This window comes from Streptomyces sp. SL06, from assembly GCF_058244745.1.
Genome location: NZ_JBSYOT010000002.1, coordinates 2183621 through 2210614 on the forward strand (window position 1 = coordinate 2183621; position 26994 = coordinate 2210614).

Here is a 26994-nt window from a genome sequence, read left to right on the forward strand (position 1 = left end):
CGGTCCCGGTCGGGACCACCCTCCCGGCCTTGCCGCACACCGCGCTGTCGCTTCTGGTCCGGGCCCGCCGGTGGGTTGCGAATGGGCGGGCAGCCAGACCCTAAACCTTCGCCCAGTATCTCCGACAGACCGGGGTGCCGGGCAGTCCGAGACATCACAGTCTCGTGAGGATTGCGTGTGTCGGGCGATTCGCCGTCCGGTGTCCGGGTCCCCCCGGTCCGCCGGCGCACACCTGCCCGCGGCATCAGACCCTGGGCAGGGTCTCCACACCGATGCCGCCCTCGATGGCCAGGATCCGGTGCAGCCGGGTGGCCACCAGCAGGCGCTGCATCTGCGGCGGTACTCCGCGCAGCACCAGTCGCCGGCCGCAGCGGCCGGCCCGTCGGTGGGCCCCCATGATGACGCCGAGTCCGGTGGCGTCCCAGGAGTCCAGTTCTGACAGGTCGAGCACCAGGTCGCCGGCTCCGTCGTCGACGGCCGAGTGCAGGACCGTACGGGCGTCCGCCGCGCTGCGGACGTTGAGGCGGCCCCCGACGACCAGCTCGACGTGGTCGCCCCTGATGTGCATATGCGCTCCCCGGCGTGCTTCTTCGTCGTCTCTGCGTGGTGTTCTCTGTCTTGTGGTCTCTCGGCGATATCAGGTGTTGCACCCTCTGACGGGCCGAAACGACCGGAGGTTGCCGCCTGTGAGCGAACCGATACCGAATTCACCCCGGCGTGTGATGTTCTCCGGGACTGACGAGACCTCAGTGCTTGTAGAAGCCCTGCCCGCTCTTGCGGCCGATGTCACCGGCATCCACCATCCGGCGCATCAGCTCCGGCGGGGCGAACTTCTCGTCCTGGGACTCGGTGTAGATGTTGCCCGTGGCGTGCAGCAGGATGTCGACGCCCGTCAGGTCGGCGGTGGCCAGTGGTCCCATGGCGTGGCCGAAGCCCAGTTGGCAGGCGAGGTCGATGTCCTCGGCGGTGGCGACGCCCGACTCGTACAGCTTCGCGGCCTCGACGACGAGGGCGGAGATGAGACGGGTCGTCACGAAACCGGCAACGTCGCGGTTGACGACGATGCAGGTCTTGCCGGTGGACTCGGCGAACTCCCGTGCGGCGGTGAGGGTTTCGTCGCTGGTCTTGTAGCCGCGCACCAGCTCGCACAGCCGCATCATGGGGACCGGCGAGAAGAAGTGCGTGCCGACGACCCGCTCGGGCCGCTCCGTCACGGCCGCGATCTTGGTGATCGGGATGGCGGAGGTGTTGGACGCGAGGACCGCCTCGTCCTTGACCAGCTTGTCGAGCGCGCGGAAGATCTCGTGCTTGACCTCCAGCTTCTCGAAGACGGCCTCCACGACGACGTCCGCGTCGGCGGCGGCGTCCAGGTCGGTGGTCGTGGTGATGCGCGCGAGGGCGGCCTCGGCGTCGTCGGCGGCGAGCTTCCCCTTGGCGACGAACCTGTCGTACGAGGCCCTGATGCCGTCGGTGCCGCGCCGCAGCGCCTCGTCGGTGACGTCCCGCAGGACAACGTCCCAGCCCGCCTGTGCGGAGACCTGGGCGATGCCGGACCCCATGAGACCGGCTCCGATGACGGCGAGCTTGCGTGTCACTGTGCGACTCCCCTGATACAGGCTGTTCTTGGCTCTCTCGGCCGGACATTAGCGGGAGTGAGGGGCTGTGTGACCGGTTAGTAACGCGCGTCACGTCTCACATGACGGACATCACACCGAGGGGTGGCATCCGGGTGTCACTGCGCGCCCCGTACGGCGTAGTTGAGCACCTTCGCACTGAACAGCCCTTCCATCTCGTCCAGCAGCAGGAGCACCTCGCGGGAGACCTCGGCCGGCCGGCCGCCCGCGACCATCCGCCGACCGATGCCCGCCATCACGGTGCCGTGCAGCCAGTTGATCTGACCGGCCATCAGGGCGGGCAGCGGGTCGTCGGCCGGGGCGCCGGTCTCCTCCCGCAGGGTCCGCTCCAGGTCGACGACGACCTCCTGGCCGATGGCCCACATCCGCGAGCGCAGGGCCGGCGACTCGTGGACGACCCTCATGAACCCCGCGTACCCCTCCGTCAGGCCGACCCGCGGGGAGACCGACTCGACCTCCTCGCGCAGCTCCCGCAGCACGGCGCCGGCGGCCGACTCGCCGTCGCGGCGCCCGCGCACCCAGCGGGAGAGCCGGTCGACCACGCCCTTGGAGCGGTCGAGGAAGAGGTCCTCCTTGGCCGGGAAGTAGTTGTAGACGGTGTTCACGGAGACGTTCGCGGCCTCCGCGACCTCCGCGACGGTCACGGACTCGAAGCCGCGCTCCAGGAACAGCCCCGTGGCGACATCCGAGATGTCCTGCCGGGTCTGCCGCTTCTTGCGCTCCCTGAGTCCCTCGGCCATGCCGCCATCCTAAGTGCCGCTGAGGTCGCTTAAAAATTGGGGGCATTGCAAAATTTAAGTGACTCTGTTTTTCTGGGGCGCATGGCAATCATCAGTACGGCCGGCCTGGCCCGGACCTTCGCGACGAAGCACGGCCCGGTCGAGGCGGTGCGCGGCATCGACCTCACCGTCCGCGAGGGCGAGATCCTCGGCTTCCTCGGCCCCAACGGCGCAGGCAAGACCACCACCCTGCGGATGCTCACGACGCTGCTCGCCCCCACCGGCGGCGCGGCCACCGTCGCGGGCCACGACCTGGCGACCGACCCGGCGGGGGTGCGCCGGGCGTGCGGGTACGTGGCGCAGTCGGGCGGCGTGGACCCGCAGATCACCGTGCGGGAGGAACTGGTCACCCAGGCCCGCCTGTACCGGCTGCCCCGGGCGCGGGCGGCCGAGCGCGCCCGGGAACTCGCCCGCGACCTGGACCTCACCGGACTGCTGGAGCGCGGGTGCGGCGCGCTCTCCGGCGGTCAGCGGCGCCGGCTGGACATCGCGATGGCGCTCACGCACCGCCCGCGGCTGCTCTTCCTGGACGAGCCGACGACGGGCCTGGACCCGGGCAGCCGGGCCGGCCTGTGGGACCTGGTGCGCCGGCTGCGCGACGAGTACGGCACGACCGTCTTCCTCACCACGCACTACCTCGACGAGGCCGACGCGCTCTGCGACCGCCTGGCCGTCGTGGACGGCGGCGTGGTGGCCGCCGAGGGCACACCGGCCGCGCTGCGACGGGAGTACGGCGGCTCGCCCGGCGCCTCCCTCCAGGACACCTTCCTCGCCATCACCGGCCGCGGCGCCGCACCCGCCGACGCCGCGCCCGTAGCCGTATAGGACCCCGAGGCCCCAAGGACCCCCGATGCTGCTCCACGACACCGCGCTGATCTACGGCCGCTATCTGCGCCAGTCCCTGCGCTCCCGCTTCGCGCTGCTCTTCGGCGTGCTGATGCCGCTGCTGTACCTGCTCTTCTTCGGCCCGCTGCTGACCGGCCTGCCGCTCGGCGGGCGGGGCAGCTCCTGGCAGGTGCTCGTCCCGGGCCTGCTGCTCCAGCTCGGGCTGTTCGGCGCCTCCTTCGCCGGCTTCGCGATCATCATCGAGAACGGCCAGGGCGTGGTCGAGCGCATGCGCGTCACCCCGGTCAGCCGCCTGGCGCTGCTGCTCGGCCGGGTGCTGCGGGACACCACGGTGTTCGCCTTCCAGGCGGTGCTGCTGGTGCTGGCGGCCCTGGTGATGGGCCTGCGCGCACCCCTGCCCGGCGTGCTGATCGGCTTCGTGTTCGTCGCCCTGCTCACCGTCTCGCTGGCGTCGCTGTCGTACGCGCTGGCGACGAAGGTCCGTACGCCGCAGGAGTTCGGGCCCGCGATCAACGCGCTGACCATGCCGTCCATGCTGCTGTCCGGTCTGATGCTGCCGATCGGCCTCGGCCCGGTCTGGCTGGACGTGCTGTCCCATCTGATGCCGTTGCGCTATCTGGTCGACGCGGTGCGGGACGCCTATGCCGGCGCCTACGCGACGCCGCACATGCTGTACGGCGTCCTGGTCGCCGTCGCCTTCGCCGCGCTCGCCGTGACGGTGGGCACACGCGTCTTCCGGACCGCCGGGGCGTAACTACGCTGGCCCCATGGTCAATCTGACGCGCATCTACACCCGGACCGGCGACCAGGGCACCACCGCCCTCGGCGACATGAGCCGGGTACCGAAGACCGATCGGAGGATCTCGGCGTACGCCGACGCCAACGAGGCGAACGCGGTGATCGGCACGGCGATCGCCCTGGGCGGCCTGCGCGAGGAGGTCGTCAAGGTTCTCGTCCGCGTCCAGAACGACCTGTTCGACGTGGGCGCGGACCTGTCGACGCCGGTGGTGGAGAACCCGGAGTACCCGCCGCTGCGGGTCGAGCAGTTCTACGTCGACAAGCTGGAGGCGGACTGCGACCGCTTCCTGGCCGAGGTCGAAAAGCTCCGCTCCTTCATCCTGCCCGGCGGCACGCCCGGCGCGGCCCTGCTGCACCAGGCGTGCACGGTGGTCCGCCGGGCCGAGCGCTCCACCTGGGCGGCGCTGGAGGTGCACGGCGAGACCATGAACCCGCTCACCGCGACCTACCTCAACCGCCTGTCCGACCTGCTCTTCATCCTGGCCCGCACGGCCAACAAAGAGGTCGGGGACGTGCTGTGGGTGCCGGGCGGGGAGCGCTAGGTGTTCTGTCCTGGGAGGTCTCCCGCTCCTGGCGACCGGCGGGGCCCGGGGGGTTCGGCGGGTTCGGCCGGGGCCTTCTTCGGCCGGATCAGATACGTGAGGGCGATCAGCCCGTGGATGCCGGCGACCCGCAGCGCCGTCCGCTGGAAGCCCCGCAGCGACGACACGTCGCCCCCGTCGCCGACGTACCGGACCGCGCCCTGGAGCAGCGCGCAGGCCACGGCCGCGGCCAGCAGTGTGCGCAGCCACAGCCGGCCCTCGTGCCGGGCCCGGGGCAGGCCGTGCCGCGGGGGCTTCGGCGGGGGCGGCCCGCCGGCCAGGCGATGGGCGGCGTGGCCGTCGAGCCGGCGGATCGTGTAGGGGCCGTAGGCGACCGTGCACCCGAGGTAGAGCGCCGCCAGACCGTGCTCCCAGCCGGGCCCGGCGCCGTTCTTGAGGTCGTACGCCGTCACGGCGAGCAGCACCAGTTCCAGGACGGGCTCGCACAGCAGCAGGAACACACTGGTGCGGCGCCACTTCAGCAGGTAGCGGGCGCCGAGCCCGAGCACCAACAGCACCCAGAACCCGGCCTCGCAGGCGATGATCAACGCGACGACCACGACGCACTCCCCTCGTTCGCCCTTCCAGGCTCCCGTCGCGGCAGGCCGGATTCGTCGTCGCCGGTGACGAACCCGCGGTACATCGAAGGATGCAGTCCCGGACCCTCCCCGGGGACAAGGCGGGCGGGGCGCGGGCCGTGTTGGATGGTGGCATGGCCGCCCGACTCCCCCGCCCGCACCGCGGCGACGCCTGCGTCGCCGCGGGCGGACTGCTCGGCGGGCTGCTGTTGTGGGCCGTCGGCCTGGGCATGCGGCCCGCCGACGATCCGGTCGTGCTGTTCGGCGGCGGCCGGCCCTGCTGGTCCCGCTCGCCGTCATGTCGGGCTGCGAGCTGCTGCGCAGGTCCGCCTCGCCCGTCGGCCTGCTGATCGCCACGGCCGCGCTGGTCGCGGACACGCTCAGCCAGGGCAGTCTCGTCACGCTGATCATGTACACCGACGTGATGTACGCCGCCGTGCTGTACGGCACGCCCGGCGCTGCCCGCCGCCTCCCGTGGATCACCGGCCTGCTGACGGTGGCGGCGACGCTGGTGCCGTTCGCGGTGTGGCGGATGCCCGAGGCACTGCTGATCGGTGTCGCCGTCGGCGTGGTGTCGTTCGCGCCCGCCTCCACGGGGCTGATCGTCCGCAACCACCGGGAGGCCGCCGACGCCGCCCTGCTGCGGGCCGAGCAGACGGCGCTGCTGGCCGAGATGGACCGGGTCCAGGCGGTGACCGCGGAACGCTCCCGGATGGCCCGCGAACTGCACGACATGGTCGCCAACCACCTGTCCGCGATCGCCATCCACTTAACGGCCGCCCTCTCCCTCGACGACCCCGCGACCACCCGGCGGGCGCTCGGCGTGATCCGCGAGAACAGCGTCGAGGGGCTGGCCGAGATGCGGCGCCTGATCAGCATCCTGCGCGACGACGGCGAGGACACCGCGCCGGCCACCGCCCCCACCCTCGACGGACTCGGCGCGCTGGTCGACGGCGCCCGCGCCAACGGACTCGACGTCGTCCTGCGGGCAGCGACCGGCGGGGACCTGCCCGCGCCGGTCGAGCTGGCCGCGTACCGGATCGTGCAGGAGTCGCTCACCAACGCGCTCAAGCATGCCTCGAAGGGGACGGTCCGGGTCGAGCTGACCCGGCACGACAAGGTCCTGCGGGTCCGCGTCACCAGCCCGTACGGCGACCTGGACACCCCGCGCGCGCCCGGCTCCGGCGCCGGCCTGGTCGGCATGCGGGAGCGGGCCGCGCTGCTGCACGGCACGTTCGAGGCCGCGGCGGCGGACCCCGGCTCGGCAGACGGCAGGATCTGGTCCGTGCGCGCCACCCTCCCCCTGACCGAAGGAGACCTCGCATGATCCGCGTCCTCGTCGCCGAGGACCAGTCCGCCGTCCGCGCGGGACTGGTGCTGATCCTGGGCAGCGCACCGGACATCGAGGTCGTCGGGGAGGCGGCGGACGGCGAGCAGGCGGTGGCGCCGGCCCGGGAGCTGCGGCCGGACCTGGTGCTGATGGACGTGCAGATGCCGCGCCTTGACGGTGTGTCGGCGACCGGGCGGGTGGTGGGCGAGCGGCTCGCCGATGTGCTGGTGCTGACCACCTTCGACCTGGACGAGTACGTCTTCGGCGCGCTGCGGGCGGGCGCCGCCGGGTTCCTGCTGAAGAACACCGAGGCCAAGGACCTGCTGGCGGCCGTGCGCACGGTCGCGGGCGGCGAGGGCGTCGTCGCCCCGGCCGTCACCCGGCGCCTGATCGCCGAGTTCGCCGCGAGGCCGGTCCGGGAGCCGGCCGCCGATCCGGCGGTGCTGGCGGAGCTGACCCGGCGCGAGCGCGAGGTGCTGTCCTGTCTCGGCGAGGGGCTGGCCAACGCCGCGATCGCCATCCGTCGGGACATGGCGGAGGCGACGGTGAAGACGCACGTCAGCCGGCTGCTGGGAAAGCTCGGGCTGCGAAGCCGGGTCCAGGCGGCCGTTCTGGCGCAGGAATTGGGGATCTGACGGACCAGGAGAACACAGAGAGGATCACTGGTCCAGACCTATTGACCTCTGGTCCAGACCTTTCTATTCTCGCGGCACTGCGGGCCGATGGCTCAGACGGCCCGCGCCGACAACCCCACATAAGGAGGCGCAGCATGCGCTTCAGACACAGAGCCGCGGCACTTCTCGCGACCCTGTCGCTCCCGCTGGCCGGTCTGGTCGGCCTCGCGAGTCCGGCCCAGGCGGCCGAGAGCGCGACGGCCACCTACACCAAGACCTCGGACTGGGGCACGGGCTTCGGCGCCGACTGGACGGTGAAGAACACCGGCACCACCACCATCACCTCCTGGACCGTCGAGTGGGACTTCCCCTCCGGTACCAAGGTCACCTCCGCCTGGGACGCCACGGTCACCAACTCGGGCGACCACTGGACCGCCAAGAACGTCGGCTGGAACGGGACGCTCGCCCCCGGCGCCTCGGTCTCCTTCGGCTTCAACGGCTCGGGCCCCGGCTCCCCCTCCAACTGCAAGCTCAACGGCGGCGGCTGCGACGGCACCTCCGTTCCCGGCGACGCGGCGCCCTCCGCCCCGGGCACCCCCACCGCCTCGGACGTCACCGGCACCTCGGTGAAGCTGACCTGGTCGGCGGCGACCGACGACCGGGGCATCAAGAACTACGACGTCCTGCGCGACGGCACGAAGGTCGCCACCGTCACCGGCACCACCCACACCGACACCGGTCTGAGCGCCGGCACCGAGTACTCCTACACCGTCCAGGCCCGGGACACCGCCGACCAGACCGGCCCGGCCAGCGGTGCGGTCAGGGTCCGCACCACCGGGGGCGGCGGCAGCGAGCCCGGCCCGAGCGGCAAGGTCAACCTCGGCTACTTCACCGAGTGGGGCGTCTACGGGCGCAACTACCACGTCAAGAACCTGGTGACCTCGGACTCCGCGTCCAGGATCACGCACATCAACTACGCGTTCGGCAACGTCAAGAACGGCCAGTGCACCGTCGACGACACCTTCGCCGCGTACGAGAAGGCCTACACCGCCGAGGAGTCCGTCAGCGGCACCGCCGACGCCTGGGACCAGCCGCTGCGCGGCAACTTCAACCAGTTGCGCCAGCTGAAGGCCAAGTACCCGCACATCAAGATCCTCTACTCCTTCGGCGGCTGGACCTACTCCGGCGGCTTCGGCCAGGCGGCGCAGAACGCGGCCGCGTTCGCCAAGTCCTGCAAGGCCGTCGTGGAGGACCCGCGCTGGGCCAACGTCTTCGACGGCATCGACATCGACTGGGAGTACCCGAACGCCTGCGGCCTGACCTGCGACACCTCCGGCCCCGCGGCCTTCAAGAACCTCTCGCAGGCGCTGCGCGACGAGTTCGGCTCCGACTACCTCATCACCGCCGCCATCACCGCGGACGGCTCCTCCGGCGGCAAGATCGACGCGGCCGACTACGGCGGCGCCGCCCAGTACCTCGACTGGTACAACGTGATGACCTACGACTACTTCGGCGCCTGGGACAACACCGGCCCGACCGCCCCGCACTCCCCGCTGACCTCGTACTCCGGCATCCCGGCGGCGGGCTTCAACTCCGCGGACGCGATCGCCAAGCTCAAGGCCAAGGGTGTGCCCGCCGCCAAGCTCCTGCTCGGCATCGGCTTCTACGGCCGCGGCTGGACCGGCGTCACCCAGTCCGCCCCCGGCGGCACGGCGACCGGCGCGGCACCAGGCACCTACGAGGCGGGCATCGAGGACTACAAGGTGCTCAAGAACGCCTGCCCGGTCACCGGCACCGTCGCCGGCACCGCGTACGCGCACTGCGGCAACCAGTGGTGGTCGTACGACACCCCGTCGACCATCGCGGGCAAGATGACCTGGGCCAAGGACCAGGGCCTTGGCGGCGCCTTCTTCTGGGAGTTCAGCGGCGACACCGCGAACGGCGAGCTGGTCGGCGCCATCAGCAACGGCCTGAAGTAACGAAAACCCCCCTCAAGCGACATTGACGCGCTGACCGGGCGGGGCTGCCTCCAGCCACGCGAGAAAACCGGTCAGCGCGTCATCGCTCATCGCGAGCTCCAGCCGTGTGTCCCGGTGCAGACAGGCCAGGACCACGGCGTCGGAGAGCAACGCCATCTCCTCCTCGCCGTCGGGCACCCGGCGGCCCGCCACCTCGATCGCCGAACGCTCCAGGACCCGGCGCGGACGCGGCGAGTACGAGAAGACGCGGTACCACTCGACCCGGTCGCCGTTGTACCGGGCCACCCCGTAGGCCCAGCCCTTGCCGCCCGTGTCGCCCTCCTCGGGGGCGTCCCAGCGCAGCGAACAGTCGAAGGTGCCGCCCGAGCGCTGGATCAGCCGGCGGCGCAGACCGAAGACGAAGAGCCCGATCACCACCAGGGCGACGACAATTCCGCACACAGTCAGAGCGAGGACCATCGACACCGACCTCCTCGTCTCCTAGGTAACGGAACAGAAAAAACACCCGGATCTGCCTCAGCCGCGGCCGGGTCCGGATGGCTCCGGTCCCAGCCGCGGCTGAGTGACGTCACAGCACAGCTCTCCCAGAGCCTAACGGCCCGGGATGTGCCCCCAGTGGATCAGCGCCTGGCCGCCGCACGCAGCCGGACATCCGCGCGGCGCTCGGCGTGGGCGTCGCCCTCCGACTTCGCGCGTTCGAGTTCCCGCTCCGCGCGCTGGACGTCGATCTCGTCCGACAGCTCGGCGATCTCGGCCAGCAGCGACAGCTTGTCGTCGGCGAACGAGATGAAACCGCCGTGCACCGCGGCGACGACCGTCCCACCGTCACTCGTACGAATGGTCACCGGGCCCGACTCCAGCACACCGAGCAGCGGCTGGTGACCGGGCATGACGCCGATGTCGCCGGACGTGGTGCGCGCGACGACCAGGGTGGCCTCGCCGGACCAGACCTCTCGGTCGGCCGCGACCAGCGCGACGTGCAGCTCAGCAGCCAAGGTGGCTCCTCGGGTCACCACCCGGCGGGAGAGCCGGGTGTTGGTTACAAGTCTAATGGGCGTGCCGGAAGGGGCGGGACGCACCCGCCCCCTCCGGTGTGGGCCGTGGGGCCCACCGTGAGCGCGAGGCTCAGGAGACGCCCAGCTCCTTGGCGTTGTTCTTCAGGTCCTCGATGCCACCGCACATGAAGAACGCCTGCTCCGGGAAGTGGTCGTACTCGCCGTCGCAGATCGAGTTGAACGCGGCGATCGACTCCTCAAGCGGCACGTCCGAACCGTCCACGCCGGTGAACTGCTTGGCGACGTGGGTGTTCTGGGACAGGAAGCGCTCCACGCGACGGGCCCGGTGGACGACGAGCTTGTCCTCCTCGCCGAGTTCGTCGATACCGAGGATCGCGATGATGTCCTGGAGGTCCTTGTACTTCTGCAGGATGTTCTTCACGCGCATCGCGGCCTGGTAGTGGTCCGCCGCGATGTACCGCGGGTCGAGGATGCGGGACGTTGAGTCCAGCGGGTCCACGGCCGGGTAGATGCCCTTCTCGGAGATCGGACGGGAGAGCACCGTCGTCGCGTCGAGGTGGGCGAAGGTGGTGGCCGGGGCCGGGTCGGTCAGGTCGTCCGCGGGGACGTAGATCGCCTGCATCGAGGTGATCGAGTGACCACGGGTCGAGGTGATGCGCTCCTGGAGGAGACCCATCTCGTCGGCCAGGTTCGGCTGGTAGCCCACCGCGGAGGGCATCCGGCCGAGCAGGGTCGACACCTCGGAACCCGCCTGGGTGAAGCGGAAGATGTTGTCGATGAAGAACAGCACGTCCTGCTTCTGGACGTCACGGAAGTACTCGGCCATGGTCAGGCCGGCCAGCGCGACGCGCAGCCGGGTGCCCGGCGGCTCGTCCATCTGGCCGAAGACCAGCGCGGTCTTGTCGATGACGCCGGACTCGCTCATCTCGTCGATGAGGTCGTTGCCCTCACGGGTGCGCTCGCCCACACCGGCGAACACGGAGACACCGTCGTGGTTGTTGGCGACGCGGTAGATCATCTCCTGGATGAGCACCGTCTTGCCCACGCCGGCACCGCCGAACAGGCCGATCTTGCCGCCCTTGACGTACGGGGTCAGCAGGTCGATGACCTTGACGCCGGTCTCGAACATCTCGGTCTTCGACTCGAGTTCGTCGAAGTTGGGCGCCTTGCGGTGGATCGGCCAGCGCTCACCGTCGTAGGTGTCGTCGGTGTTCAGCACCTCACCGAGGGTGTTGAACACCTTGCCCTTGGTGAAGTCGCCGACGGGGACGGAGATGGCCGAGCCCGTGTCGGTCACCGGGGCCTGGCGGACCAGGCCGTCGGTGGGCTGCATGGAGATGGTGCGGACCAGGCCGTCACCCAGGTGCTGGGCGACCTCCAGGGTCAGCCTCTTCAGCTCTCCCGCGTTCGCCGGGTCGGCGACCTCGACGTGGAGGGCGTTGTAGATCTCCGGCATCGCGTCGACGGGGAACTCCACGTCGACGACCGGGCCGATGACCCGCGCGACGCGGCCGGTGGCCACGCCCGACGCAGCGGTCGGCTCAACAGTGGTGGTCATTAGTTGTCACTCCCCGCGGTCGCGTCGGCCAGTGCGCTCGCGCCACCGACGATCTCGCTGATTTCCTGGGTGATTTCGGCCTGGCGGGCCGCGTTGGCAAGACGGGAGAGCGTGTTGATCAGCTCACCCGCGTTGTCGGTGGCCGACTTCATCGCGCGCCGCGTGGCGGCGTGCTTCGAAGCGGCCGACTGCAGCAGCGCGTTGTAGATGCGGCTCTCGACATAGCGCGGCAGCAGAGCGTCGAGGACGTCCTCCGCCGACGGCTCGAAGTCGTACAGCGGAAGGATCTCGTCCTTCGTCTGCTCCTGCGCGACCTCTTCGAGGCGCAGCGGAAGCAGCCGGGAGTCGATCGCCGTCTGCGTCATCATCGAGACGAACTCGGTGTAGACGATGTGGAGTTCGTCCACGCCGCCGTCCGCCGTCTCCTTCTCGATGACCTCGATCAGCGGCGCCGCGACCTTCTTGGCGTCCGCGTACGAGGGCTCGTCGGTGAAGCCCGAGAACGACTCCGCGACCTTGCGCTCGCGGAAGTTGTAGTGGGCCAGACCGCGCCGGCCGACGATGTAGGTCTCGACCTCCCTGCCCTCGCGCTCAAGGCGCTCGGTCAGCTGCTCCGCCGCCTTGATGGCGTTGGAGTTGAAGGCGCCGGCCAGACCGCGGTCGCTCGTGAGGAGCAGGACCGCGGCACGGGTCGGGTTGTCCGCCTCCGTGGTGAGCGGGTGCTTCGTGTTCGACCCGGTGCCGACCGCCGTGACCGCGCGGGTCAGTTCCCGCGCGTACGGCGTGGAGGCCGCCACCTTGCGCTGCGCCTTGACGACGCGCGAGGCGGCAATCATCTCCATCGCCTTGGTGATCTTCTTGGTCGCGGTGACGGATCGGATGCGACGCTTGTAGACCCGGAGCTGGGCTCCCATGAGTCAGGTCCCTTCCTTACGTCACTTGGCGGCGGACGGGGCGTCCTCGCCGAGCAGCCTGCCGTCCGAGGTCTCGAACTGCTTCTTGAACGCCGTGATCGCCTCGGCGACGGCCTGGAGGGTGTCGTCGGACATCTTGCCGCCCTCGCGGATGGAGGTCATGAGGCCCTGCTCCTGGCGGTGCAGGTACTCCAGCAGCTCCTTCTCGAAGCGGCGGATGTCGGTGACGGGCACCTCGTCCATCTTGCCGGTGGTGCCGGCCCAGACGGAGACGACCTGGTCCTCGGTGGCCATCGGCTGGTACTGGTCCTGCTTCAGCAGCTCGACCATGCGCTGACCGCGCTCCAGCTGCGACTTCGACGCGGCGTCCAGGTCGGAGCCGAAGGCGGCGAACGCCTCCAGCTCGCGGAACTGGGCGAGGTCCACGCGCAGCCGGCCGGAGACCTGCTTCATGGCCTTGTGCTGGGCCGAGCCACCGACGCGGGAGACCGAGATACCGACGTTCAGGGCCGGCCGCTGACCGGCGTTGAACAGGTCGGACTCCAGGAAGCACTGGCCGTCGGTGATGGAGATCACGTTGGTCGGGATGAAGGCCGACACGTCGTTGGCCTTGGTCTCGACGATCGGCAGACCGGTCATCGAGCCGGCGCCCTCCGCGTCGGAGAGCTTGGCGCAGCGCTCCAGCAGACGGGAGTGCAGGTAGAAGACGTCACCCGGGTAGGCCTCGCGGCCCGGCGGGCGGCGCAGCAGCAGCGACACGGCGCGGTAGGCGTCGGCCTGCTTCGACAGGTCGTCGAAGATGATCAGGACGTGCTTGCCCTCGTACATCCACTGCTGGCCGATGGCCGAGCCGGTGTACGGCGCCAGGTACTTGAAGCCGGCCGGGTCGGACGCCGGGGCGGCCACGATGGTCGTGTACTCCAGCGCGCCGTTCTCCTCCAGCGCGCCGCGGACCGACGCGATGGTGGAGCCCTTCTGGCCGATCGCGACGTAGATGCAGCGGACCTGCTTGCTCGGGTCGCCGGAACGCCAGTTGTCGCGCTGGTTGATGATCGTGTCGACGGCCAGGGCGGTCTTGCCGGTCTGCCGGTCGCCGATGATCAGCTGGCGCTGACCGCGGCCGATCGGGGTCATGGCGTCGACGGCCTTGTAGCCCGTCTCCATCGGCTCGTGCACCGACTTGCGCTGCATGACCGTGGGGGCCTGCAGTTCGAGGGCGCGGCGGCCCTGGGTCTCGATCTCGCCGAGGCCGTCGATCGGGTTGCCGAGGGGGTCGACCACGCGGCCGAGGTAGCCCTCGCCCACGGCGACCGACAGGACCTCGCCGGTACGGGTGACCGGCTGGCCCTCCTCGATGCCGCTGAACTCACCGAGGACGACGCAACCGATCTCGCGCTCCTCGAGGTTGAGGGCGAGGCCGAGGGTGCCGTCCTCGAACTTCAGCAGTTCGTTGGCCATGGCCGAGGGAAGACCCTCGACCTTCGCGATGCCGTCGCCGGCAAGGGTGACCGTACCGACCTCCTCGCGCGAGGCCGCGTCCGGCTTGTACGACTGGACGAAGTTCTCCAGCGCGTCCCGGATCTCCTCCGGCCGGATCGTGAGCTCCGCCATCTGAGTTCCCTGCTCTCCTTGTTGGGCCCGAAGTTTCACTTGGGGGGTATTCCACGAGTCGGGGACTCCCCCCAATAAGAGGTGAATCCTCTGCACGGCCCAACCAGGGCCGTCGTAAGTTCGTACTGCTTGTTCTGCTGTGTGCCGCGTGCCACGTGCCTGCGGGCCGCTAGCTCGCCATACGGCGGCCGGCGTCCTCGAGACGGTCCGCGATGGAGCCGTTGATGACCTCGTCACCGACCTGCACCCGGATCCCTCCGACGACCTCGGGGTCCACGTCGAGATTGAGGTGCATCGGACGGCCGTAGAGCTTCGCGAGGGCCGCGCCGAGGCGCTGCTTCTGCGTGTCGCTCAGCGGCACCGCCGAGGTGACGACGGCGACCATCCGGTCTCGCCGGTCGGCGGCGAGCTTGGACAGGGACTCGAGTCCCGCTTCCAGGCTACGTCCACGCGGCGCGGTCACAAGACGCGCGACCAGACGCTCGGTGGTCGCCTCCGCCCGGCGGCCGAGCAGGCTGCGTACCAGCTCGCCCTTGGCCGAGGTGGTGGCCGAGCGGTTGGTCAGCGCGGCGCGCAGCTCGGTGTTCGAGGAGACGATCCGGCCGAACCGGAACAGCTCGTCCTCCACGTTGTCGAGCCGGCCGGTCTTCTGCGCGGCGGTGAGGTCGGCGGTGCTCGCCAGCTCCTCCAGCGCGTCCACCAGGTCGCGGGACTGCGACCAGCGGGAACGCACCATTCCGGACACCAGGTCGGCGGTGGTGCCGCCGACGTGGCTGCCGAGGAGGCGCTGGGCGAGGTCCGCCTTGGCCTCGCCGGCCTGCGCCGGGTCGGTGAGGACCCGACGCAGCGACACCTCGCGGTCGAGCAGCGCGGTGACGGCGGCCAGCTCGTCGGCGAGCGAGACGGCGTCCGCGGCCGTGGAGTCCGTCAGCGTGTCGAGGCGCTCACGCGCGGCGACCAGGGCCTCGCGGCTCGCTCCGTGCATCCCACTCATCGGGTTGCCTCTGCCGTCGTGGCCTTGTCGTCGAGTTCGTCGAGGAAACGGTCGATGACGCGGCTCTGACGGGCGTGGTCCTCAAGGGATTCGCCGACGAGCTTGCCGGCCAGCTCGGTGGCCAGCTTGCCAACGTCCTGGCGCAGCGCGGACGCGGCGGCCTTGCGGTCGGCCTGGATCTGGGCGTGACCGGCGGCGATGATCTCCTCACGCTGCCGCTGGCCTTCCGCGCGCATCTCGGCGATGAGCGTGGCGCCCTGCTCCTGCGCCTCCTGGCGCAGTCGCGCGGCCTCGTGCCGGGCCTCGGCCAGCTGGGCCTTGTACTGCTCGAGGACGCTCTGGGCCTCGGTCTGCGCGGCCTCGGCCTTCTCGATACCGCCCTCGATCGCCTCGCGACGCTCTTCCAGAACCTTGTTGATGTTCGGGAGGAGCTTCCAGGCGAGGAAGCCGAAGACGATGACGAAGGCGAGCAGGCCGATGACAAGCTCGGGGATCGGCGGGATGAGGGGATTTTCCATCTCCTCGGCCGCGACCGTGAGCATCGGGCTCATGTGTGTGCCTTTCGTCTAGTCGGCTGGTCTGGGATCAGCGATCAGTAGCCGTAGACGAACGGCATGACCAGACCGATCAGGGCGAGCGCCTCACAGAAGGCGAAGCCCAGGATCTGGTTGGCGCGGATCAGGCCGGCCGCCTCGGGCTGACGGGCCAGGGCCTGGGTGCCGTTGCCGAAGATGATGCCGACGCCGACGCCGGGGCCGATGGCAGCGAGGCCGTAACCGATGGAACCGAGGGAACCTTCGACGGCAGCAAGGGTCTGGGACATGCCAGTTCTTCCTTTTCTCAACGGACCGGTGGGGGTTGGCCACCGGACGATTAGTGGAGGTCGGTCGTGCGCCTGCTCAGTGGTGCTCGGCGAGAGCGCCCTGGATGTAGGTGCACGTCAGCAGCACGAACACGTATGCCTGCAGAGCCTGGATGAACAGCTCGAAGGCGGTCATCACCACGGTCATGATGAACGAGACGCCCGCGTAGGCGATGCCGACGCCGTTCAGCAGGTACCAGCTGGCGATCGTGAAGAGCAGCAGCAGGGTGTGACCGGCGAACATGTTCGCGAAGAGTCGTACGGCGTGGGTGAACGGGCGGATCAGGATGTTCGAGAAGAACTCGATCAGCATGGCCAGCGGCAGCACCGGACCGAGCGACTTGTCGTAGCCGGTGACGTTCTTGAAGAAGCCGACGAATCCGTGCCGCTTGAAGGTGAGCGAGACCCACAGGATGTAGACGACCGCCGCGAGCACCGCCGGGTAGGCGATGATCGAGGTGACCGGGAACTGGGCGACCGGGACGATCGACCAGAGGTTCATCATCCAGACGAAGAAGAAGATCGAGACGATGAGCGGAACATACTTCTCACCCTCCTTCTTGCCGATGGTCTCGTACACGACCCCGCGCCGGATGAAGTCGTAACCCGCCTCGGCGACCATCTGGAACTTGCCCGGGACGACCTTCGGCCTGCGGAAGGCCGCCCAGAAGAACCCGACGACGACGATCGAGCCGAGCAGGGCCAGCAGCATCGGCTTGTTGAAGTACAAGTTGCTGTCGTGGTCGCCCCACAGGGGCTCGAACAGGAACGAGTGCAGGCCCGGAGAAGGGAAGCCACAGCCGTCAAAGATGTGGCAGTCGGTCTCGAAGGCGAGCACCTGCGTCGGATCAGCACTCACCGCGGGCTCCTTCAGCGTGGCGCATGGGTACGGCAACCTCGTTGTGTCGGCGCGGCGCGCTGCCGCTGTTCGGCACGGGACTGGTGTTACGGATGTGGGGGCGGCTGTGGGGCATCTCGCCTCGCGATTGAGCAGGCGTCAGCTGGGATGCCCGCGCCCGCGATGCCGCAGTTGGCACCGGACGATAGCAGGACTTCACATGCCTCTTTATCCCGGCCCTACCCCTCACGACGAATGGCCCGTCTTTTCGGGCTTTTCGCCCGAGGACTCGGGTTCGACGTAGAGAATCTTGGACTTCATGTGGGCGCGCGTCTGGGCGGCGATCCAGGCAAGAGTGGCGGCGACGAGTGTGAGCGCGAAGGCCCGGGGATTGAACAGCGTCGTGTTCTTGAACGCGGCGACGAAGATGAACAGCAGAAGAATCTGCGCCGCGTAGAGCATGAGGCCCATCGCCTGGAAGAGATGCGGAAGCGATTTGGCGGTGCGTTGCAGGATGTAGAGACCGAGCCCCATGAAGAGGATCGCCACCAGCGTTCCCACCACGGCTCCGACCGCCCCCTTGCCGCCGGCGGCCACGGCGCTGACGACGGCGGCTACAGCGCCGACGGCGGCCGTGGGCAGGGCAGCCTGAAGCAGGATCCGGGCGTCATTGGACGGCATGGCGGCAACTCCGCTTTCACACACAGGGGGTAGGTGTCGTCATGGACGAGCGTAGTCCCGGGCCGAGAGAGGACCTCAACGCCAAGAGACCGTCGCAGTGCGGTCTTTCAGCTGCCTTCGGGATACTCGTGAACCGTATCACAAACTATTTGATGAGGTCTTTACCTGTGGGTGTGCTCGCTGTCACACATGAGAGTGACACTGCGCGTTTGCGCAATTACTGCACCCACTTGTCTGGTATTGGGGTATTTCATTCCCCCACGAGTTGGCAATGCTCTAGTCAGATTCTTACCTTGTGCGCGAACGGTGTCCGATCGCGGTTGCCCCATTGACGCCCGAAACGCCCGCGGCGACCGGAACCCGCCCCTCGGCCTCGTCGTCGGCCTCCGCCCCGGCCGCAGCGGTCTCCCCGGCCGCGCCGCCGGCCTCGGCGGCCGGTCCCCGGCGCCGGTAGCGGGGCGGCACGAAGCGCTCGGCCCAGTACGGGGCGCGCGGGGTGAAGCGCGGCAGCAGGAGCAGGACCAGGCCCACCGCGCTGAGGAAGACCACGCCCAGCACGATCCACATGGACGCCGCGTTCACCGAGAAGGCGAGCGCGCCGAAGGCGATCAGCGCCGAGAAGAAGTACATGATCATCACCGCCCGGCTGTGCGAGTGGCCGATCTCCAGCAGCCGGTGGTGCAGGTGTCCCCGGTCCGCGGCGAACGGCGACTGGCCGCGCCAGGTGCGCCGCACGATCGCCAGGATCAGGTCGGCGGCCGGGACGGCGATGACGGTGAGCGGCATCAGCAGCGGGATGTAGACCGGCACCATCTGGTGCACGGTGTTGCGCTCCGAGCCGGAGAACAACTGCATCGCGTCCGGATCGACCTGCCCCGTCACCGAGATCGCGCAGGCCGCCAGCACCAGGCCGATCAGCATCGAGCCGGAGTCGCCCATGAAGATCCGGGCCGGGTGCATGTTGTGCGGCAGGAAGCCCAGGCACATGCCCATGAGGATGGCGGCGAACAGCGAGGCGGGCGCCGCGGCCTCGATGCCGTACGAATACCAGATCCGGTAGGCGTACATGAAGAAGGCCGCCGCCGCGATGCACACCGTGCCGGCCGCGAGGCCGTCGAGGCCGTCCACGAAGTTGACCGCGTTGATGGTGATGAGGACCAGCGCCACGGTCAGCAGGGTGCCCTGCCACTGGGTCAGCGCCACATTGCCCACGCCCGGCACGGGGATCCACAGGATCGTCAGACCCTGCACCACCATCACGCCGGCGGCGATCATCTGCCCGCCCAGCTTGATCAGGGCGTCGATCTCGAACTTGTCGTCCAGGACACCGATCAGCCAGATCAGCGCGGCCCCGGAGAGCAGGGCCCGCGGCTCGTTGGACCTCTCGAAGACCTCGCTGAGGTTGGTGAGATGGTCGGCGACCATCAGCCCCGCGCACAGCCCGAAGAACATCGCGATTCCGCCGAGCCGCGGAGTGGGCTCCCGGTGCACGTCACGTGCCCGGATCTCCGGCATCGCCCCCGCCACGATCGCGAATTTCCGTACCGGCCCTGTCAGCAGATACGTCACCGCGGCCGTGATGCAGAGCGTCAGCAGGTATTCACGCACGGGCTTCCCCACAGGTCTCGCTGGCCATCCTCAGCCCCACACCCTAGCGATGCGCGCATACGGTTGAGGACTTCCGGGTAGCGACGATGGTTGCACGTGTGGCTGTGCACCCGTGAGCGCCTACCCCGCCCGAGGGCGGATACGGCGGGAATCCGGCGCCCGGATCCCGCACCCCGCACGCGCTACGTCCGCGCCGCGACCCCCGTCAGCGCCGTCACCACCGGGTCCAGCGCCTGGTGTATCTCGTCGCCGATCGACCGGAAGAACGTCAGCGGCGCCCCGTACGGGTCGTACACCTCGTCCGCCTCCACCGTGGGCGCCAGCAGCCACCCGCGCAGCGCGGCGGCCGCGCGGACCAGGGCGCGCGCACGGGTGACCACGCCGTCCTCCAGGGGCGGCAGCGTGGCCGGGTCGATGGCGTTCACCAGCCGGGTGAACTCCTTGAGCGTGAAGGTGCGCAGACCCGCCGAGTGCCCCATCGAGATGACCTGCGCCCGGTGGTCCCGCGTCGCGGTGAGCACCAGGTCCGCGCGGATCACGTGCTCGTCGAGCAGCTCGCGCCCGGTGAACCCGGCCGCGTCCGCGCCGAAGTCCGCGAGGACCGTCTCGGCGTTCGCCTCCATGGGCGCGCCCTCGTGGCCCCAGGTGCCCGCGCTCTCCACGATCAGGCCGCCGCCCAGGACGCCGAGCCGCTCCGTCACGAAATGCCGGGTCAGCCGCTCGGTGATGGGCGAGCGGCAGACGTTGCCGGTGCTGACGTGGAGGATGCGGAAGCTGTCGCGCGGAAAGCCGAACGTCGTCGTCACCTCCGCGGCACGTTCCCCGTTGCCTATGCCACGCCCCGTCTCAGGGGCCGTCAATTCGCCACCTCGAGGTCGGGTACCACCTTGCGCAGCTCCTCGGCCGACAGCGCGCCCGCGCGCAGCAGCACGGGCACCTCGCGGGTGACGTCGACGATGGACGACGGGACGTTGCCGGGGGTCGGGCCGCCGTCGAGGTAGACGGAGACGGAGTCGCCGAGCATCTGCTGGGCCGCGTCGCAGTCCTCCGGCGCCGGGTGGCCGGTCAGGTTGGCCGAGGAGACGGCCATGGGGCCGACCTCGGTGAGCAGTTCGATGGCGACGGGGTGCAGCGGCATGCGGACGGCGACCGTGCCGCGGGTGTCGCCGAGGTCCCACTGGAGGGACGGCTGGTGCTTGGCGACCAGCGTCAGCGCGCCCGGCCAGAAGGCGTCGACCAGCTCCCAGGCCATCTCGGAGAAGTCGGTGACCAGCCCGTGCAGGGTGTTGGGCGAGCCGATGAGGACGGGCGTGGGCATGCTGCGGCCCCGGCCCTTGGCGTCCAGCAGGTCGGCGACGGCCTCGCCGGTGAACGCGTCGGCGCCGATGCCGTACACGGTGTCCGTCGGGAGCACCACCAGCTCGCCACGGCGGACGGCGGACGCGGCCTCGCGCAGACCGGTCACACGGTCGGTCGCGTCGTTGGTGTCGTATCGCCGTGCCATTTAGCGGGCCTCCTCGTACACGTACTGCGGGGTCGAAGTCGGGGCACCGCTCACGGCAGTGCCCTGCGGGCGGTCGCGAACCGCGGGCGGTTGTTGAGGTCGGGGTGGTCGGCCGCGTCGGCCCAGCCCCGCTCCTCGGTGAAGATCCACGGCACCTGGCCGCCCTGGGTGTCCGCGTGCTCGACGACGACCACGCCGCCGGGGCGCAGCAGGCGGTGCGCGGTGCGCTCCAGGCCGCGGATCAGGTCGAGGCCGTCCTCGCCGGAGAACAGCGCCAGCTGCGGATCGTGGTCGCGGGCCTCGGGGGCGACGTACTCCCACTCGGTGAGCGGGATGTACGGCGGGTTGGAGACCACCAGGTCGACCTGGCCGTCGAGGTCCGGGAAGGCCGTCAGGGCGTCGCCCTGGCGCAGTTCGACCCTGGACCCGGCCATGTTCTTGCGCGTCCACACCAGGGCGTCCTCGGACAGCTCCACGGCGTACACACGCGAGCGCGGGACCTCCTGGGCGAGCGCGAGCGCGATGGCGCCCGAGCCGGTGCACAGGTCGACGATGCACGGCTCGACAACGTCCATCGCGCGCACGGCGTCTATCGCCCACCCGACGACGGACTCGGTCTCGGGGCGGGGCACGAAGACACCGGGGCCCACCTGGAGTTCCAGGTAGCGGAAGTAGGCGCGGCCGGTGATGTGCTGGAGCGGCTCGCGCGCCTCGCGGCGGGCGACGACCTCCCAGTACCGGGCGTCGAAGTCCGTGTCCGGCACGGTGTGCAGCTCGCCCCGCTTGACGCCGTGCAGATACGCGGCGAGTTCCTCCGCGTCGGTGCGCGGCGAGGGCACGCCGGCGTCGGCCAGCCGCTGGGTGGCCTGGGCCACCTCCGCGAGCAGCACGCTGCGGGGGTTCGGGGGTCGCCCCCCGTGATGTTGCTGCACGCTGGTCCTCCGGGGCTGAGCTGTTCGTCCATACGGGTGTACGGGTACGGGCTTAGGCTGCGGCGAGCTTGGCCGCCGAGTCCGCGTCGACGCACGCCTGGATCACCGGGTCGAGGTCGCCGTCCAGGACCTGGTCCAGGTTGTACGCCTTGAATCCGACGCGGTGGTCCGAGATGCGGTTCTCCGGGAAGTTGTACGTGCGGATCTTCTCGGAGCGGTCGACGGTGCGGACCTGGCTGCGCCGGGCGTCCGCGGCCTCCTTCTCCGCCTCCTCCTGCGCCGCCGCGAGCAGCCTGGAGCGCAGGATACGCAGTGCCTGCTCCTTGTTCTGCAGCTGGCTCTTCTCGTTCTGGCAGGAGGCGACGACTCCGGTCGGAATGTGCGTGATGCGCACGGCTGAGTCGGTGGTGTTGACGGACTGGCCGCCGGGTCCGGAGGACCGGTAGACGTCGATGCGCAGGTCGTTGGGGTTGATCTCAACGTCGATCTCCTCGGCCTCGGGCGTGACGAGCACGCCGGCCGCGGAGGTGTGGATCCGGCCCTGGGACTCGGTCGCGGGCACCCGCTGCACGCGGTGCACCCCGCCCTCGTACTTCAGCCGCGCCCAGACGCCCTGTCCCGGCTCGGTGGCACCCTGGCCGCCCTTGGTCTTCACGGCGACCTGGACGTCCTTGTAGCCGCCCAGCTCGGACTCGGTGGAGTCGATGATCTCGGTCTTCCAGCCGATCCGCTCCGCGTAGCGCAGATACATGCGCAGCAGGTCGCCGGCGAACAGGGCCGACTCGTCGCCGCCCGCGCCCGCCTTGATCTCTAGGATGACGTCCTTGTCGTCGCTGGGGTCGCGCGGGACGAGCAGCAGGCGCAGCTTCTCGGTGAGTTCCTCGCGCCGCTTGTCCAGTTCCTTGACCTCGGCGGCGAAGTCCGGGTCGTCGACGGCGAACTCGCGCGCGGTCTCAACGTCGTCACCGGTCTGCTTCCAGGAGCGGTACGTGGCGACGATCGGGGTCAGCTCGGCGTAACGCTTGTTCAGCCTGCGCGCGTTGGCCTGGTCGGAGTGGACCGACGGGTCGGCGAGCTTCTTCTCCAGATCGGCGTGCTCGGCGACGAGTTCCTCGACGGCCTCGAACATCTTGGGCTCCTGCTACTGCGTGGGAGGGGAAAGGCGGGCGACCAAAAACGCCGGTCCCGGCGCTCCCCCGGCTGGGGGACGCGGCCGTGGACCGGCGGTTGGGGGCTCGCTACTTCTTGGAGCCGGCGGCAGCCTTGCCGAAGCGGGCCTCGAAGCGGGCCACACGGCCACCGGTGTCGAGGATCTTCTGCTTGCCCGTGTAGAACGGGTGGCACTCGGAGCAGACCTCGGCCCGGATGGTGCCGGACTCGATGGTGCTGCGGGTGGTGAACGACGCGCCACAGGTGCAGCTGACCTGCGTCTCGACGTACTCGGGGTGGATGTCGCGCTTCAAGGTTTCTCCTACTGTTCCTGGAGGGCACCGGGTCGCCGCCGCGGGCTGCGGAGCGTGAACCGGGGCCGACGTACCAGTCTGCCAGGACTGGCGCCATCCCCCAAAACCGGGGGCGGGGGCCGGGTATTCCCGCGCCCCTCACGGGGTGCCGCCCACCACGTCCTTCGCCTCGCCCGTGGCCGTTCCCCGCGTGGCGTCGGCCGGGATCGGGCGGTCGTTCTTCAGGGCGTCCCACACCTGCCGGGCCTTGGTCTCCTCGACCAGGACGCGGTTGCCGTTCTGGGGGTCGTACTGGACCGGCAGCGTGACCATGTCCAGGTGCGAGGCGCCGATGCCGCGCAGACCGCTCGCGAAGGACATCAGGGAGTTCACCGAGCCCAGGTCGGAGTCGGTGGTCACGGTCTTGGTGGCGGTGTCGGCGATGTCGTACAGCTTCTTGGGGTTGCCGAGCAGGCCGATGTCCTTGACCTGGCCGACCAGGGCCTTGACGAAGGCCTGCTGGAGCTGGATGCGGCCGAGGTCGGAGCCGTCGCCGACGCCGTGCCGGGTGCGGACCAGGCCGAGGGCCTGCTCGCCGTCGAGCCGGTGGGTGCCGGCGCTCAGGTCGAGGTGGCTGTCGGGGTCCTTGATGTCCTTGGTGGTGGTGACCTCGACGCCGCCGAGGTCGTCGACGAGGTTCTGGAAGCCGCTGAAGTCGACCTCCAGGTAGTGGTCCATGCGCAGGCCGCTGAGCGACTCGACGGTCTTCACCGCGCAGGCGGCGCCACCGGTCGAGTAGGCGGAGTTGAACATCACGCCGGTGGCGGCGGGGTGGTCACCGCCGTCGGCGTCGGTGCAGTCGGGGCGGTCGATGAGGGTGTCGCGCGGGATGGAGACCACGCTGGCCTTCTTGTGGCCCTTGTAGACGTGCACGACCATCGCCGTGTCCGAGCGGGCGGTGCCGTCGTCGGCGCCGCCGCCGAGCTTCTTGTTGCCGCCCGAGCGGCTGTCCGAGCCGAGGACCAGGATGTTCTCGGAGCCGTTGTCGGCCTTCCGGGGCCGGTCGGTGCCGAGGACCTGGTTGATGTCGACGCTGTGGAGGTTGCCGTTGAGCTTGAAGAACAGGACGCCCGCTCCGGAGCCGCCCAGGACGACGACACCGGCGGCGGTCCAGGCCGCGACGAGCAGGGCCTTGCGCCGCTTGCTGCGGGGCTTGCGGCGGCGGCCCTTGCCGCGGGGTCCGGGACCGGGGGGACGGGGCTCCCCGGGGCCGGGTATCGCGGGATCCGGCGTGCTCTCGGCGGACATGTGCTCCTCGGTGTTCGTCCGGTCGGGTACCCCCTGGGCTCAGGGTCGGGGTGAATCGGTTCCAGCGGTTTTCCACCGGTACCTCACCATCGTCCCTCCGTAGGGGAGACGGCGGAACTCGGGACAGGGTTGCACGACGTTCTGTGCGGGCCGGGTCGACCGGTGGTCACGGAGCGTGTTCGATGTGGGCTGGTCCGCGTCTGTGACCTGGGAATCCATGGTCGGCCGGGCGGGCGCGCGGGTCGGGTCGCGGGGCCGGCCCGTGTGGCGAAGGTCGCAGCCCGCAACGCCGGAGTCCCGCCCCGTCGGCGGTGCGACGGGGCGGGACTCGGGGTGGTGCGGGTGGGACCGGGGACGGCTCAGTCGCCGTTGCCGGGCGTCGGGGTCGTCTTCTGGATCTGCATCAGGAACTCGACGTTCGACTTGGTCTGCTTCATCTTGTCGAGGAGCAGCTCGATCGCCTGCTGCTGGTCGAGGGCGTGCAGCACCCGGCGCAGCTTCCAGGTGACGGCGAGTTCCTCGCTGCCGAGCAGGATCTCCTCCTTGCGGGTGCCGGACGCGTCGACGTCCACCGCCGGGAAGATGCGCTTGTCGGCGAGCTTCCGGTCGAGCTTCAGCTCGGCGTTGCCGGTGCCCTTGAACTCCTCGAAGATGACCTCGTCCATGCGGGACCCGGTGTCCACCAGCGCGGTGGCGAGGATGGTGAGCGAGCCACCGTCCTCGATGTTGCGGGCCGCGCCGAAGAAGCGCTTCGGCGGGTACAGGGCGGTCGAGTCGACACCACCGGACAGGATGCGGCCGGAGGCCGGGGCGGCGAGGTTGTAGGCACGGCCCAGACGCGTGATCGAGTCGAGCAGGACGACCACGTCGTGGCCCAGCTCCACCAGGCGCTTGGCGCGCTCGACGGCCAGCTCGGCGACCGTGGTGTGGTCCTCGGCCGGGCGGTCGAAGGTCGAGGAGATGACCTCGCCCTTCACCGACCGCTGCATGTCGGTGACCTCTTCCGGACGCTCGTCGACCAGGACGACCATCAGGTGGCACTCGGGGTTGTTGTGCGTGATCGCGTTGGCGATCGCCTGCATGATCATGGTCTTGCCGGTCTTCGGCGGGGCCACGATCAGACCGCGCTGTCCCTTGCCGATGGGCGCGACGAGGTCGATGATGCGGGTGGTGAGGACGCCGGGGTCGGTCTCCAGGCGGAGGCGGTCCTGCGGGTACAGCGGCGTCAGCTTGTTGAACTCCGGCCGTCCGCGGCCGTGTTCGGGTGCCATGCCGTTGACCGAGTCCAGGCGCACCAGCGCGTTGAACTTCTCGCGGCGCTCGCCCTCCTTGGGCTGGCGCACGGCACCGGTGAGGTGGTCGCCCTTGCGCAGGCCGTTCTTGCGGACCTGGGCGAGGGAGACGTACACGTCGTTGGGTCCGGGCAGGTAGCCGGAGGTCCGGATGAACGCGTAGTTGTCGAGGATGTCGAGGATGCCGGCGACCGGGATGAGGACGTCGTCCTCGTTGATCTGCGGCTCCTGGATCTCGTCGCGTCCGCGGCGGCCCCGGCGGTCCCGGTAGCGGCCACGACGGCCGCGGCGGCCGCTCCCGTCGTCGTCGTAACCGTCGTCGTGCTGCTGGCGGTCCTGGCGTCCGCCGCCCTGCTGCTGGCGCTGCTGGCCGCCGTTCTGGTTCTGCTGGTCGTCGCCCTTGTTGCGGCGGTCGCGGTCACGTCCGCGGTCCCCGCGCTCGCCACGGTCGCGGTCGCCGCGTTCGCCACGGTCGCCGCGGTCCCGGCGGTCGCGTCGGCGGCCCTCGCCGCCCTCGCCGTCGGAGCGGGTCTCGCTCTGGCCCTGCTGGCCCTGCTGCTGCGCGGGGGACTCGGTCCTGGGCTCGCCGCGGGTCTCGACTGCCACCGTCTCGGTGGCGGCGGACGGGCTGCCCGCGTCGGCGGTGGCGCGGCGACGGCGGCGCTCGGAGGGGGCGTCGTCACCCGCGGCGGCGGCCTGCTCGGCCGACGGCGAGACCTTGGGAGAGGGCTGGCCGGGGATGTCGATCTGCTGCTGGGCGGTGGCCTTGTCGGCGACCGCCTTGTCCGCCTTCTTCCCGGCCTTGCCGGCCTTCTCCGCCTTGTCGGCGGAGGCCTCGTCGCCCGTACGGGAACGGGAGGTGCTGCGGCGCTTCGGCTTGGTCTCGCCGGCGGCGTCCGCGGCGGCGGGCGCGGCCTTGGCGGGGGCTCCCCCCGCGGCCTGCGCCTCCTTGATGACCTCGATCAGCTGGCTCTTGCGCATCCGCGCGGTGCCCCTGATGCCGAGGCCGGACGCGACCTGTTGCAGCTCGGCCAGCACCATGCCCTCGAGGCCGGTGCCGCGGCGCCGCCGGGAGCCGGCACCGCTGGCAGGCGCGGAGGCGTCCGTGGCGGGCGCGGCAGCGGTCTCCTCGACACGTGCGCCCATCAGATCGGTGGTGTCGCTCACGAAGGGTCCTTCCCTGGAGCGGACGTCGGCCTGTCTGGCTCGGCGACCGGTTGTGCTGTCCGGCTTCGGTCCTTGCTGTGCGAACCGTGCCGGGGCGGTGGTCCGCCTGAACGGCGGAAGAGATATCT

The 26994-nt window shown here is 70.1% G+C and carries 27 protein-coding genes and 1 pseudogene; 6 read left to right on the plus strand and 22 right to left on the minus strand.

Annotated features, from left to right (window positions below):
• Nucleotides 1–244: 244 nt before the first annotated feature.
• From AC4IHM_RS09715 to AC4IHM_RS09725, 3 genes are all read right to left on the minus strand, one after another.
• Nucleotides 245–568: an STAS domain-containing protein gene (locus AC4IHM_RS09715; RefSeq protein ID WP_490866668.1), complete on the minus strand. Its 324-nt coding sequence runs from the start codon at nt 566–568 to the stop codon at nt 245–247.
• Between the two features lie 178 nt (nt 569–746).
• Complete coding sequence (locus AC4IHM_RS09720) at nt 747–1595, minus strand: 3-hydroxyacyl-CoA dehydrogenase family protein (RefSeq protein WP_490866669.1); 849 nt, start codon at nt 1593–1595, stop codon at nt 747–749.
• A 137-nt stretch (nt 1596–1732) separates the two neighbouring features.
• Entirely contained in the window at nt 1733–2374 is a 642-nt protein-coding gene (locus AC4IHM_RS09725; protein WP_490866670.1) for a TetR/AcrR family transcriptional regulator, read from the minus strand.
• Nucleotides 2375–2455: 81 nt separating this feature from the next.
• Between AC4IHM_RS09725 and AC4IHM_RS09730 the strand changes: the two genes are divergently transcribed.
• Genes AC4IHM_RS09730 through AC4IHM_RS09740 form a run of 3 tightly spaced genes read left to right on the plus strand, consistent with a single transcriptional unit; the run spans nt 2456 to nt 4599 of the window.
• Nucleotides 2456–3238, plus strand: coding sequence for an ABC transporter ATP-binding protein (locus AC4IHM_RS09730; protein ID WP_490866671.1), 783 nt, complete (start codon nt 2456–2458; stop codon nt 3236–3238).
• Nucleotides 3239–3263: 25 nt separating this feature from the next.
• A complete protein-coding gene (locus AC4IHM_RS09735) occupies nt 3264–4013 on the plus strand; it encodes an ABC transporter permease (RefSeq protein ID WP_490866672.1) in 750 nt (249 codons plus the stop codon).
• Nucleotides 4014–4026: 13 nt separating this feature from the next.
• Nucleotides 4027–4599: a cob(I)yrinic acid a,c-diamide adenosyltransferase gene (locus AC4IHM_RS09740; RefSeq protein WP_490866673.1), complete on the plus strand. Its 573-nt coding sequence runs from the start codon at nt 4027–4029 to the stop codon at nt 4597–4599.
• Here the strand turns inward: AC4IHM_RS09740 and AC4IHM_RS09745 are convergent.
• Nucleotides 4596–5198, minus strand: a complete 603-nt coding sequence (locus AC4IHM_RS09745) for a hypothetical protein (protein ID WP_490866674.1) — start codon at nt 5196–5198, stop codon at nt 4596–4598. The genes AC4IHM_RS09740 and AC4IHM_RS09745 overlap by 4 nt on opposite strands.
• A gap of 152 nt (nt 5199–5350) precedes the next feature.
• Here AC4IHM_RS09745 and AC4IHM_RS09750 point away from each other — a divergent pair.
• From AC4IHM_RS09750 to AC4IHM_RS09760, 3 genes and pseudogenes are all read left to right on the plus strand, one after another.
• Nucleotides 5351–6543: pseudogene (locus tag AC4IHM_RS09750) on the plus strand (sensor histidine kinase).
• Entirely contained in the window at nt 6540–7181 is a 642-nt protein-coding gene (locus AC4IHM_RS09755) for a response regulator (RefSeq protein ID WP_490866675.1), read from the plus strand. The pseudogene AC4IHM_RS09750 and the gene AC4IHM_RS09755 overlap by 4 nt, the downstream one beginning before the upstream one ends.
• A gap of 134 nt (nt 7182–7315) precedes the next feature.
• The gene (locus tag AC4IHM_RS09760; protein WP_490866676.1) at nt 7316–9139 is read left to right on the plus strand and encodes a glycosyl hydrolase family 18 protein; all 1824 of its coding nucleotides are present in this window, start codon (nt 7316–7318) and stop codon (nt 9137–9139) included.
• A 12-nt stretch (nt 9140–9151) separates the two neighbouring features.
• Here the strand turns inward: AC4IHM_RS09760 and AC4IHM_RS09765 are convergent, their stop codons facing one another.
• The 18 genes from AC4IHM_RS09765 to rho form a co-directional block, all read right to left on the minus strand.
• Nucleotides 9152–9598, minus strand: a complete 447-nt coding sequence (locus AC4IHM_RS09765; RefSeq protein WP_490866677.1) for a DUF2550 domain-containing protein — start codon at nt 9596–9598, stop codon at nt 9152–9154.
• A 161-nt stretch (nt 9599–9759) separates the two neighbouring features.
• Complete coding sequence (locus AC4IHM_RS09770) at nt 9760–10134, minus strand: F0F1 ATP synthase subunit epsilon (protein ID WP_490866678.1); 375 nt, start codon at nt 10132–10134, stop codon at nt 9760–9762.
• Nucleotides 10135–10264: 130 nt separating this feature from the next.
• Nucleotides 10265–11713 (minus strand): F0F1 ATP synthase subunit beta, encoded by a 1449-nt coding sequence (gene atpD, locus AC4IHM_RS09775; RefSeq protein WP_490866679.1) that lies wholly within the window; start codon nt 11711–11713, stop codon nt 10265–10267.
• A complete protein-coding gene (locus AC4IHM_RS09780; protein ID WP_490866680.1) occupies nt 11713–12627 on the minus strand; it encodes a F0F1 ATP synthase subunit gamma in 915 nt (304 codons plus the stop codon). Before AC4IHM_RS09780 ends, atpD begins: the two co-directional genes overlap by 1 nt.
• A gap of 21 nt (nt 12628–12648) precedes the next feature.
• Nucleotides 12649–14238, minus strand: a complete 1590-nt coding sequence (gene atpA / locus AC4IHM_RS09785) for a F0F1 ATP synthase subunit alpha (protein ID WP_490866681.1) — start codon at nt 14236–14238, stop codon at nt 12649–12651.
• A 169-nt stretch (nt 14239–14407) separates the two neighbouring features.
• A complete protein-coding gene (locus AC4IHM_RS09790; protein WP_490866682.1) occupies nt 14408–15223 on the minus strand; it encodes a F0F1 ATP synthase subunit delta in 816 nt (271 codons plus the stop codon).
• Between the two features lie 5 nt (nt 15224–15228).
• On the minus strand, nt 15229–15783 hold the full coding sequence (locus AC4IHM_RS09795) for a F0F1 ATP synthase subunit B (protein ID WP_490866683.1): 555 nt from the start codon (nt 15781–15783) through the stop codon (nt 15229–15231).
• A 41-nt stretch (nt 15784–15824) separates the two neighbouring features.
• Nucleotides 15825–16055, minus strand: coding sequence for an ATP synthase F0 subunit C (gene atpE, locus AC4IHM_RS09800; protein ID WP_009321656.1), 231 nt, complete (start codon nt 16053–16055; stop codon nt 15825–15827).
• A gap of 76 nt (nt 16056–16131) precedes the next feature.
• Nucleotides 16132–16953, minus strand: a complete 822-nt coding sequence (gene atpB / locus AC4IHM_RS09805; protein ID WP_490866684.1) for a F0F1 ATP synthase subunit A — start codon at nt 16951–16953, stop codon at nt 16132–16134.
• Between the two features lie 225 nt (nt 16954–17178).
• A complete protein-coding gene (locus AC4IHM_RS09810; protein ID WP_490866685.1) occupies nt 17179–17613 on the minus strand; it encodes a Cg1360 family ATP-synthase-associated protein in 435 nt (144 codons plus the stop codon).
• A gap of 288 nt (nt 17614–17901) precedes the next feature.
• The gene (locus tag AC4IHM_RS09815) at nt 17902–19221 is read right to left on the minus strand and encodes an MraY family glycosyltransferase (protein WP_490866686.1); all 1320 of its coding nucleotides are present in this window, start codon (nt 19219–19221) and stop codon (nt 17902–17904) included.
• 182 nt (nt 19222–19403) lie between these two features.
• Complete coding sequence (locus AC4IHM_RS09820) at nt 19404–20081, minus strand: arsenate reductase/protein-tyrosine-phosphatase family protein (RefSeq protein ID WP_490866687.1); 678 nt, start codon at nt 20079–20081, stop codon at nt 19404–19406.
• Nucleotides 20078–20725, minus strand: a complete 648-nt coding sequence (locus tag AC4IHM_RS09825; RefSeq protein WP_490866688.1) for an L-threonylcarbamoyladenylate synthase — start codon at nt 20723–20725, stop codon at nt 20078–20080. Before AC4IHM_RS09825 ends, AC4IHM_RS09820 begins: the two co-directional genes overlap by 4 nt.
• Before the next feature lie 50 nt (nt 20726–20775).
• Nucleotides 20776–21615 (minus strand): peptide chain release factor N(5)-glutamine methyltransferase, encoded by an 840-nt coding sequence (gene prmC, locus AC4IHM_RS09830; protein ID WP_490866689.1) that lies wholly within the window; start codon nt 21613–21615, stop codon nt 20776–20778.
• 94 nt (nt 21616–21709) lie between these two features.
• Nucleotides 21710–22786 (minus strand): peptide chain release factor 1, encoded by a 1077-nt coding sequence (prfA, locus tag AC4IHM_RS09835; protein ID WP_490866690.1) that lies wholly within the window; start codon nt 22784–22786, stop codon nt 21710–21712.
• A gap of 109 nt (nt 22787–22895) precedes the next feature.
• On the minus strand, nt 22896–23120 hold the full coding sequence (gene rpmE, locus AC4IHM_RS09840) for a 50S ribosomal protein L31 (protein WP_019326867.1): 225 nt from the start codon (nt 23118–23120) through the stop codon (nt 22896–22898).
• 138 nt (nt 23121–23258) lie between these two features.
• Nucleotides 23259–24407 carry an LCP family protein gene (locus tag AC4IHM_RS09845; RefSeq protein WP_490866691.1) on the minus strand — a complete coding sequence of 383 codons (1149 nt, stop codon included), beginning with the start codon at nt 24405–24407 and terminating at the stop codon, nt 23259–23261.
• Between the two features lie 359 nt (nt 24408–24766).
• Nucleotides 24767–26866 carry a transcription termination factor Rho gene (gene rho / locus AC4IHM_RS09850; protein ID WP_490866692.1) on the minus strand — a complete coding sequence of 700 codons (2100 nt, stop codon included), beginning with the start codon at nt 26864–26866 and terminating at the stop codon, nt 24767–24769.
• Nucleotides 26867–26994 lie beyond the last annotated feature (128 nt).

Excerpts from the sequence above, each read along its gene's own strand:
- AC4IHM_RS09730 (WP_490866671.1), top strand. The coding sequence starts at position 2,456 with ATGGCAATCATCAGTACGGCCGGCCTGGCCCGGACCTTCGCGACGAAG.
- atpD (WP_490866679.1), bottom strand. The coding sequence starts at position 11,713 with ATGACCACCACTGTTGAGCCGACCGCTGCGTCGGGCGTGGCCACCGGC.
- AC4IHM_RS09795 (WP_490866683.1), bottom strand. The coding sequence starts at position 15,783 with ATGAGCCCGATGCTCACGGTCGCGGCCGAGGAGATGGAAAATCCCCTC.
- atpA (WP_490866681.1), bottom strand. The coding sequence starts at position 14,238 with ATGGCGGAGCTCACGATCCGGCCGGAGGAGATCCGGGACGCGCTGGAG.
- atpE (WP_009321656.1), bottom strand. The coding sequence starts at position 16,055 with ATGTCCCAGACCCTTGCTGCCGTCGAAGGTTCCCTCGGTTCCATCGGT.
- AC4IHM_RS09810 (WP_490866685.1), bottom strand. The coding sequence starts at position 17,613 with ATGCCGTCCAATGACGCCCGGATCCTGCTTCAGGCTGCCCTGCCCACG.
- AC4IHM_RS09740 (WP_490866673.1), top strand. The coding sequence starts at position 4,027 with ATGGTCAATCTGACGCGCATCTACACCCGGACCGGCGACCAGGGCACC.
- AC4IHM_RS09845 (WP_490866691.1), bottom strand. The coding sequence starts at position 24,407 with ATGTCCGCCGAGAGCACGCCGGATCCCGCGATACCCGGCCCCGGGGAG.
- prfA (WP_490866690.1), bottom strand. The coding sequence starts at position 22,786 with ATGTTCGAGGCCGTCGAGGAACTCGTCGCCGAGCACGCCGATCTGGAG.
- AC4IHM_RS09725 (WP_490866670.1), bottom strand. The coding sequence starts at position 2,374 with ATGGCCGAGGGACTCAGGGAGCGCAAGAAGCGGCAGACCCGGCAGGAC.
- AC4IHM_RS09765 (WP_490866677.1), bottom strand. The coding sequence starts at position 9,598 with ATGGTCCTCGCTCTGACTGTGTGCGGAATTGTCGTCGCCCTGGTGGTG.
- AC4IHM_RS09825 (WP_490866688.1), bottom strand. The coding sequence starts at position 20,725 with ATGGCACGGCGATACGACACCAACGACGCGACCGACCGTGTGACCGGT.
- AC4IHM_RS09755 (WP_490866675.1), top strand. The coding sequence starts at position 6,540 with ATGATCCGCGTCCTCGTCGCCGAGGACCAGTCCGCCGTCCGCGCGGGA.
- AC4IHM_RS09735 (WP_490866672.1), top strand. The coding sequence starts at position 3,264 with ATGCTGCTCCACGACACCGCGCTGATCTACGGCCGCTATCTGCGCCAG.
- AC4IHM_RS09715 (WP_490866668.1), bottom strand. The coding sequence starts at position 568 with ATGCACATCAGGGGCGACCACGTCGAGCTGGTCGTCGGGGGCCGCCTC.
- AC4IHM_RS09790 (WP_490866682.1), bottom strand. The coding sequence starts at position 15,223 with ATGCACGGAGCGAGCCGCGAGGCCCTGGTCGCCGCGCGTGAGCGCCTC.
- AC4IHM_RS09760 (WP_490866676.1), top strand. The coding sequence starts at position 7,316 with ATGCGCTTCAGACACAGAGCCGCGGCACTTCTCGCGACCCTGTCGCTC.
- AC4IHM_RS09780 (WP_490866680.1), bottom strand. The coding sequence starts at position 12,627 with ATGGGAGCCCAGCTCCGGGTCTACAAGCGTCGCATCCGATCCGTCACC.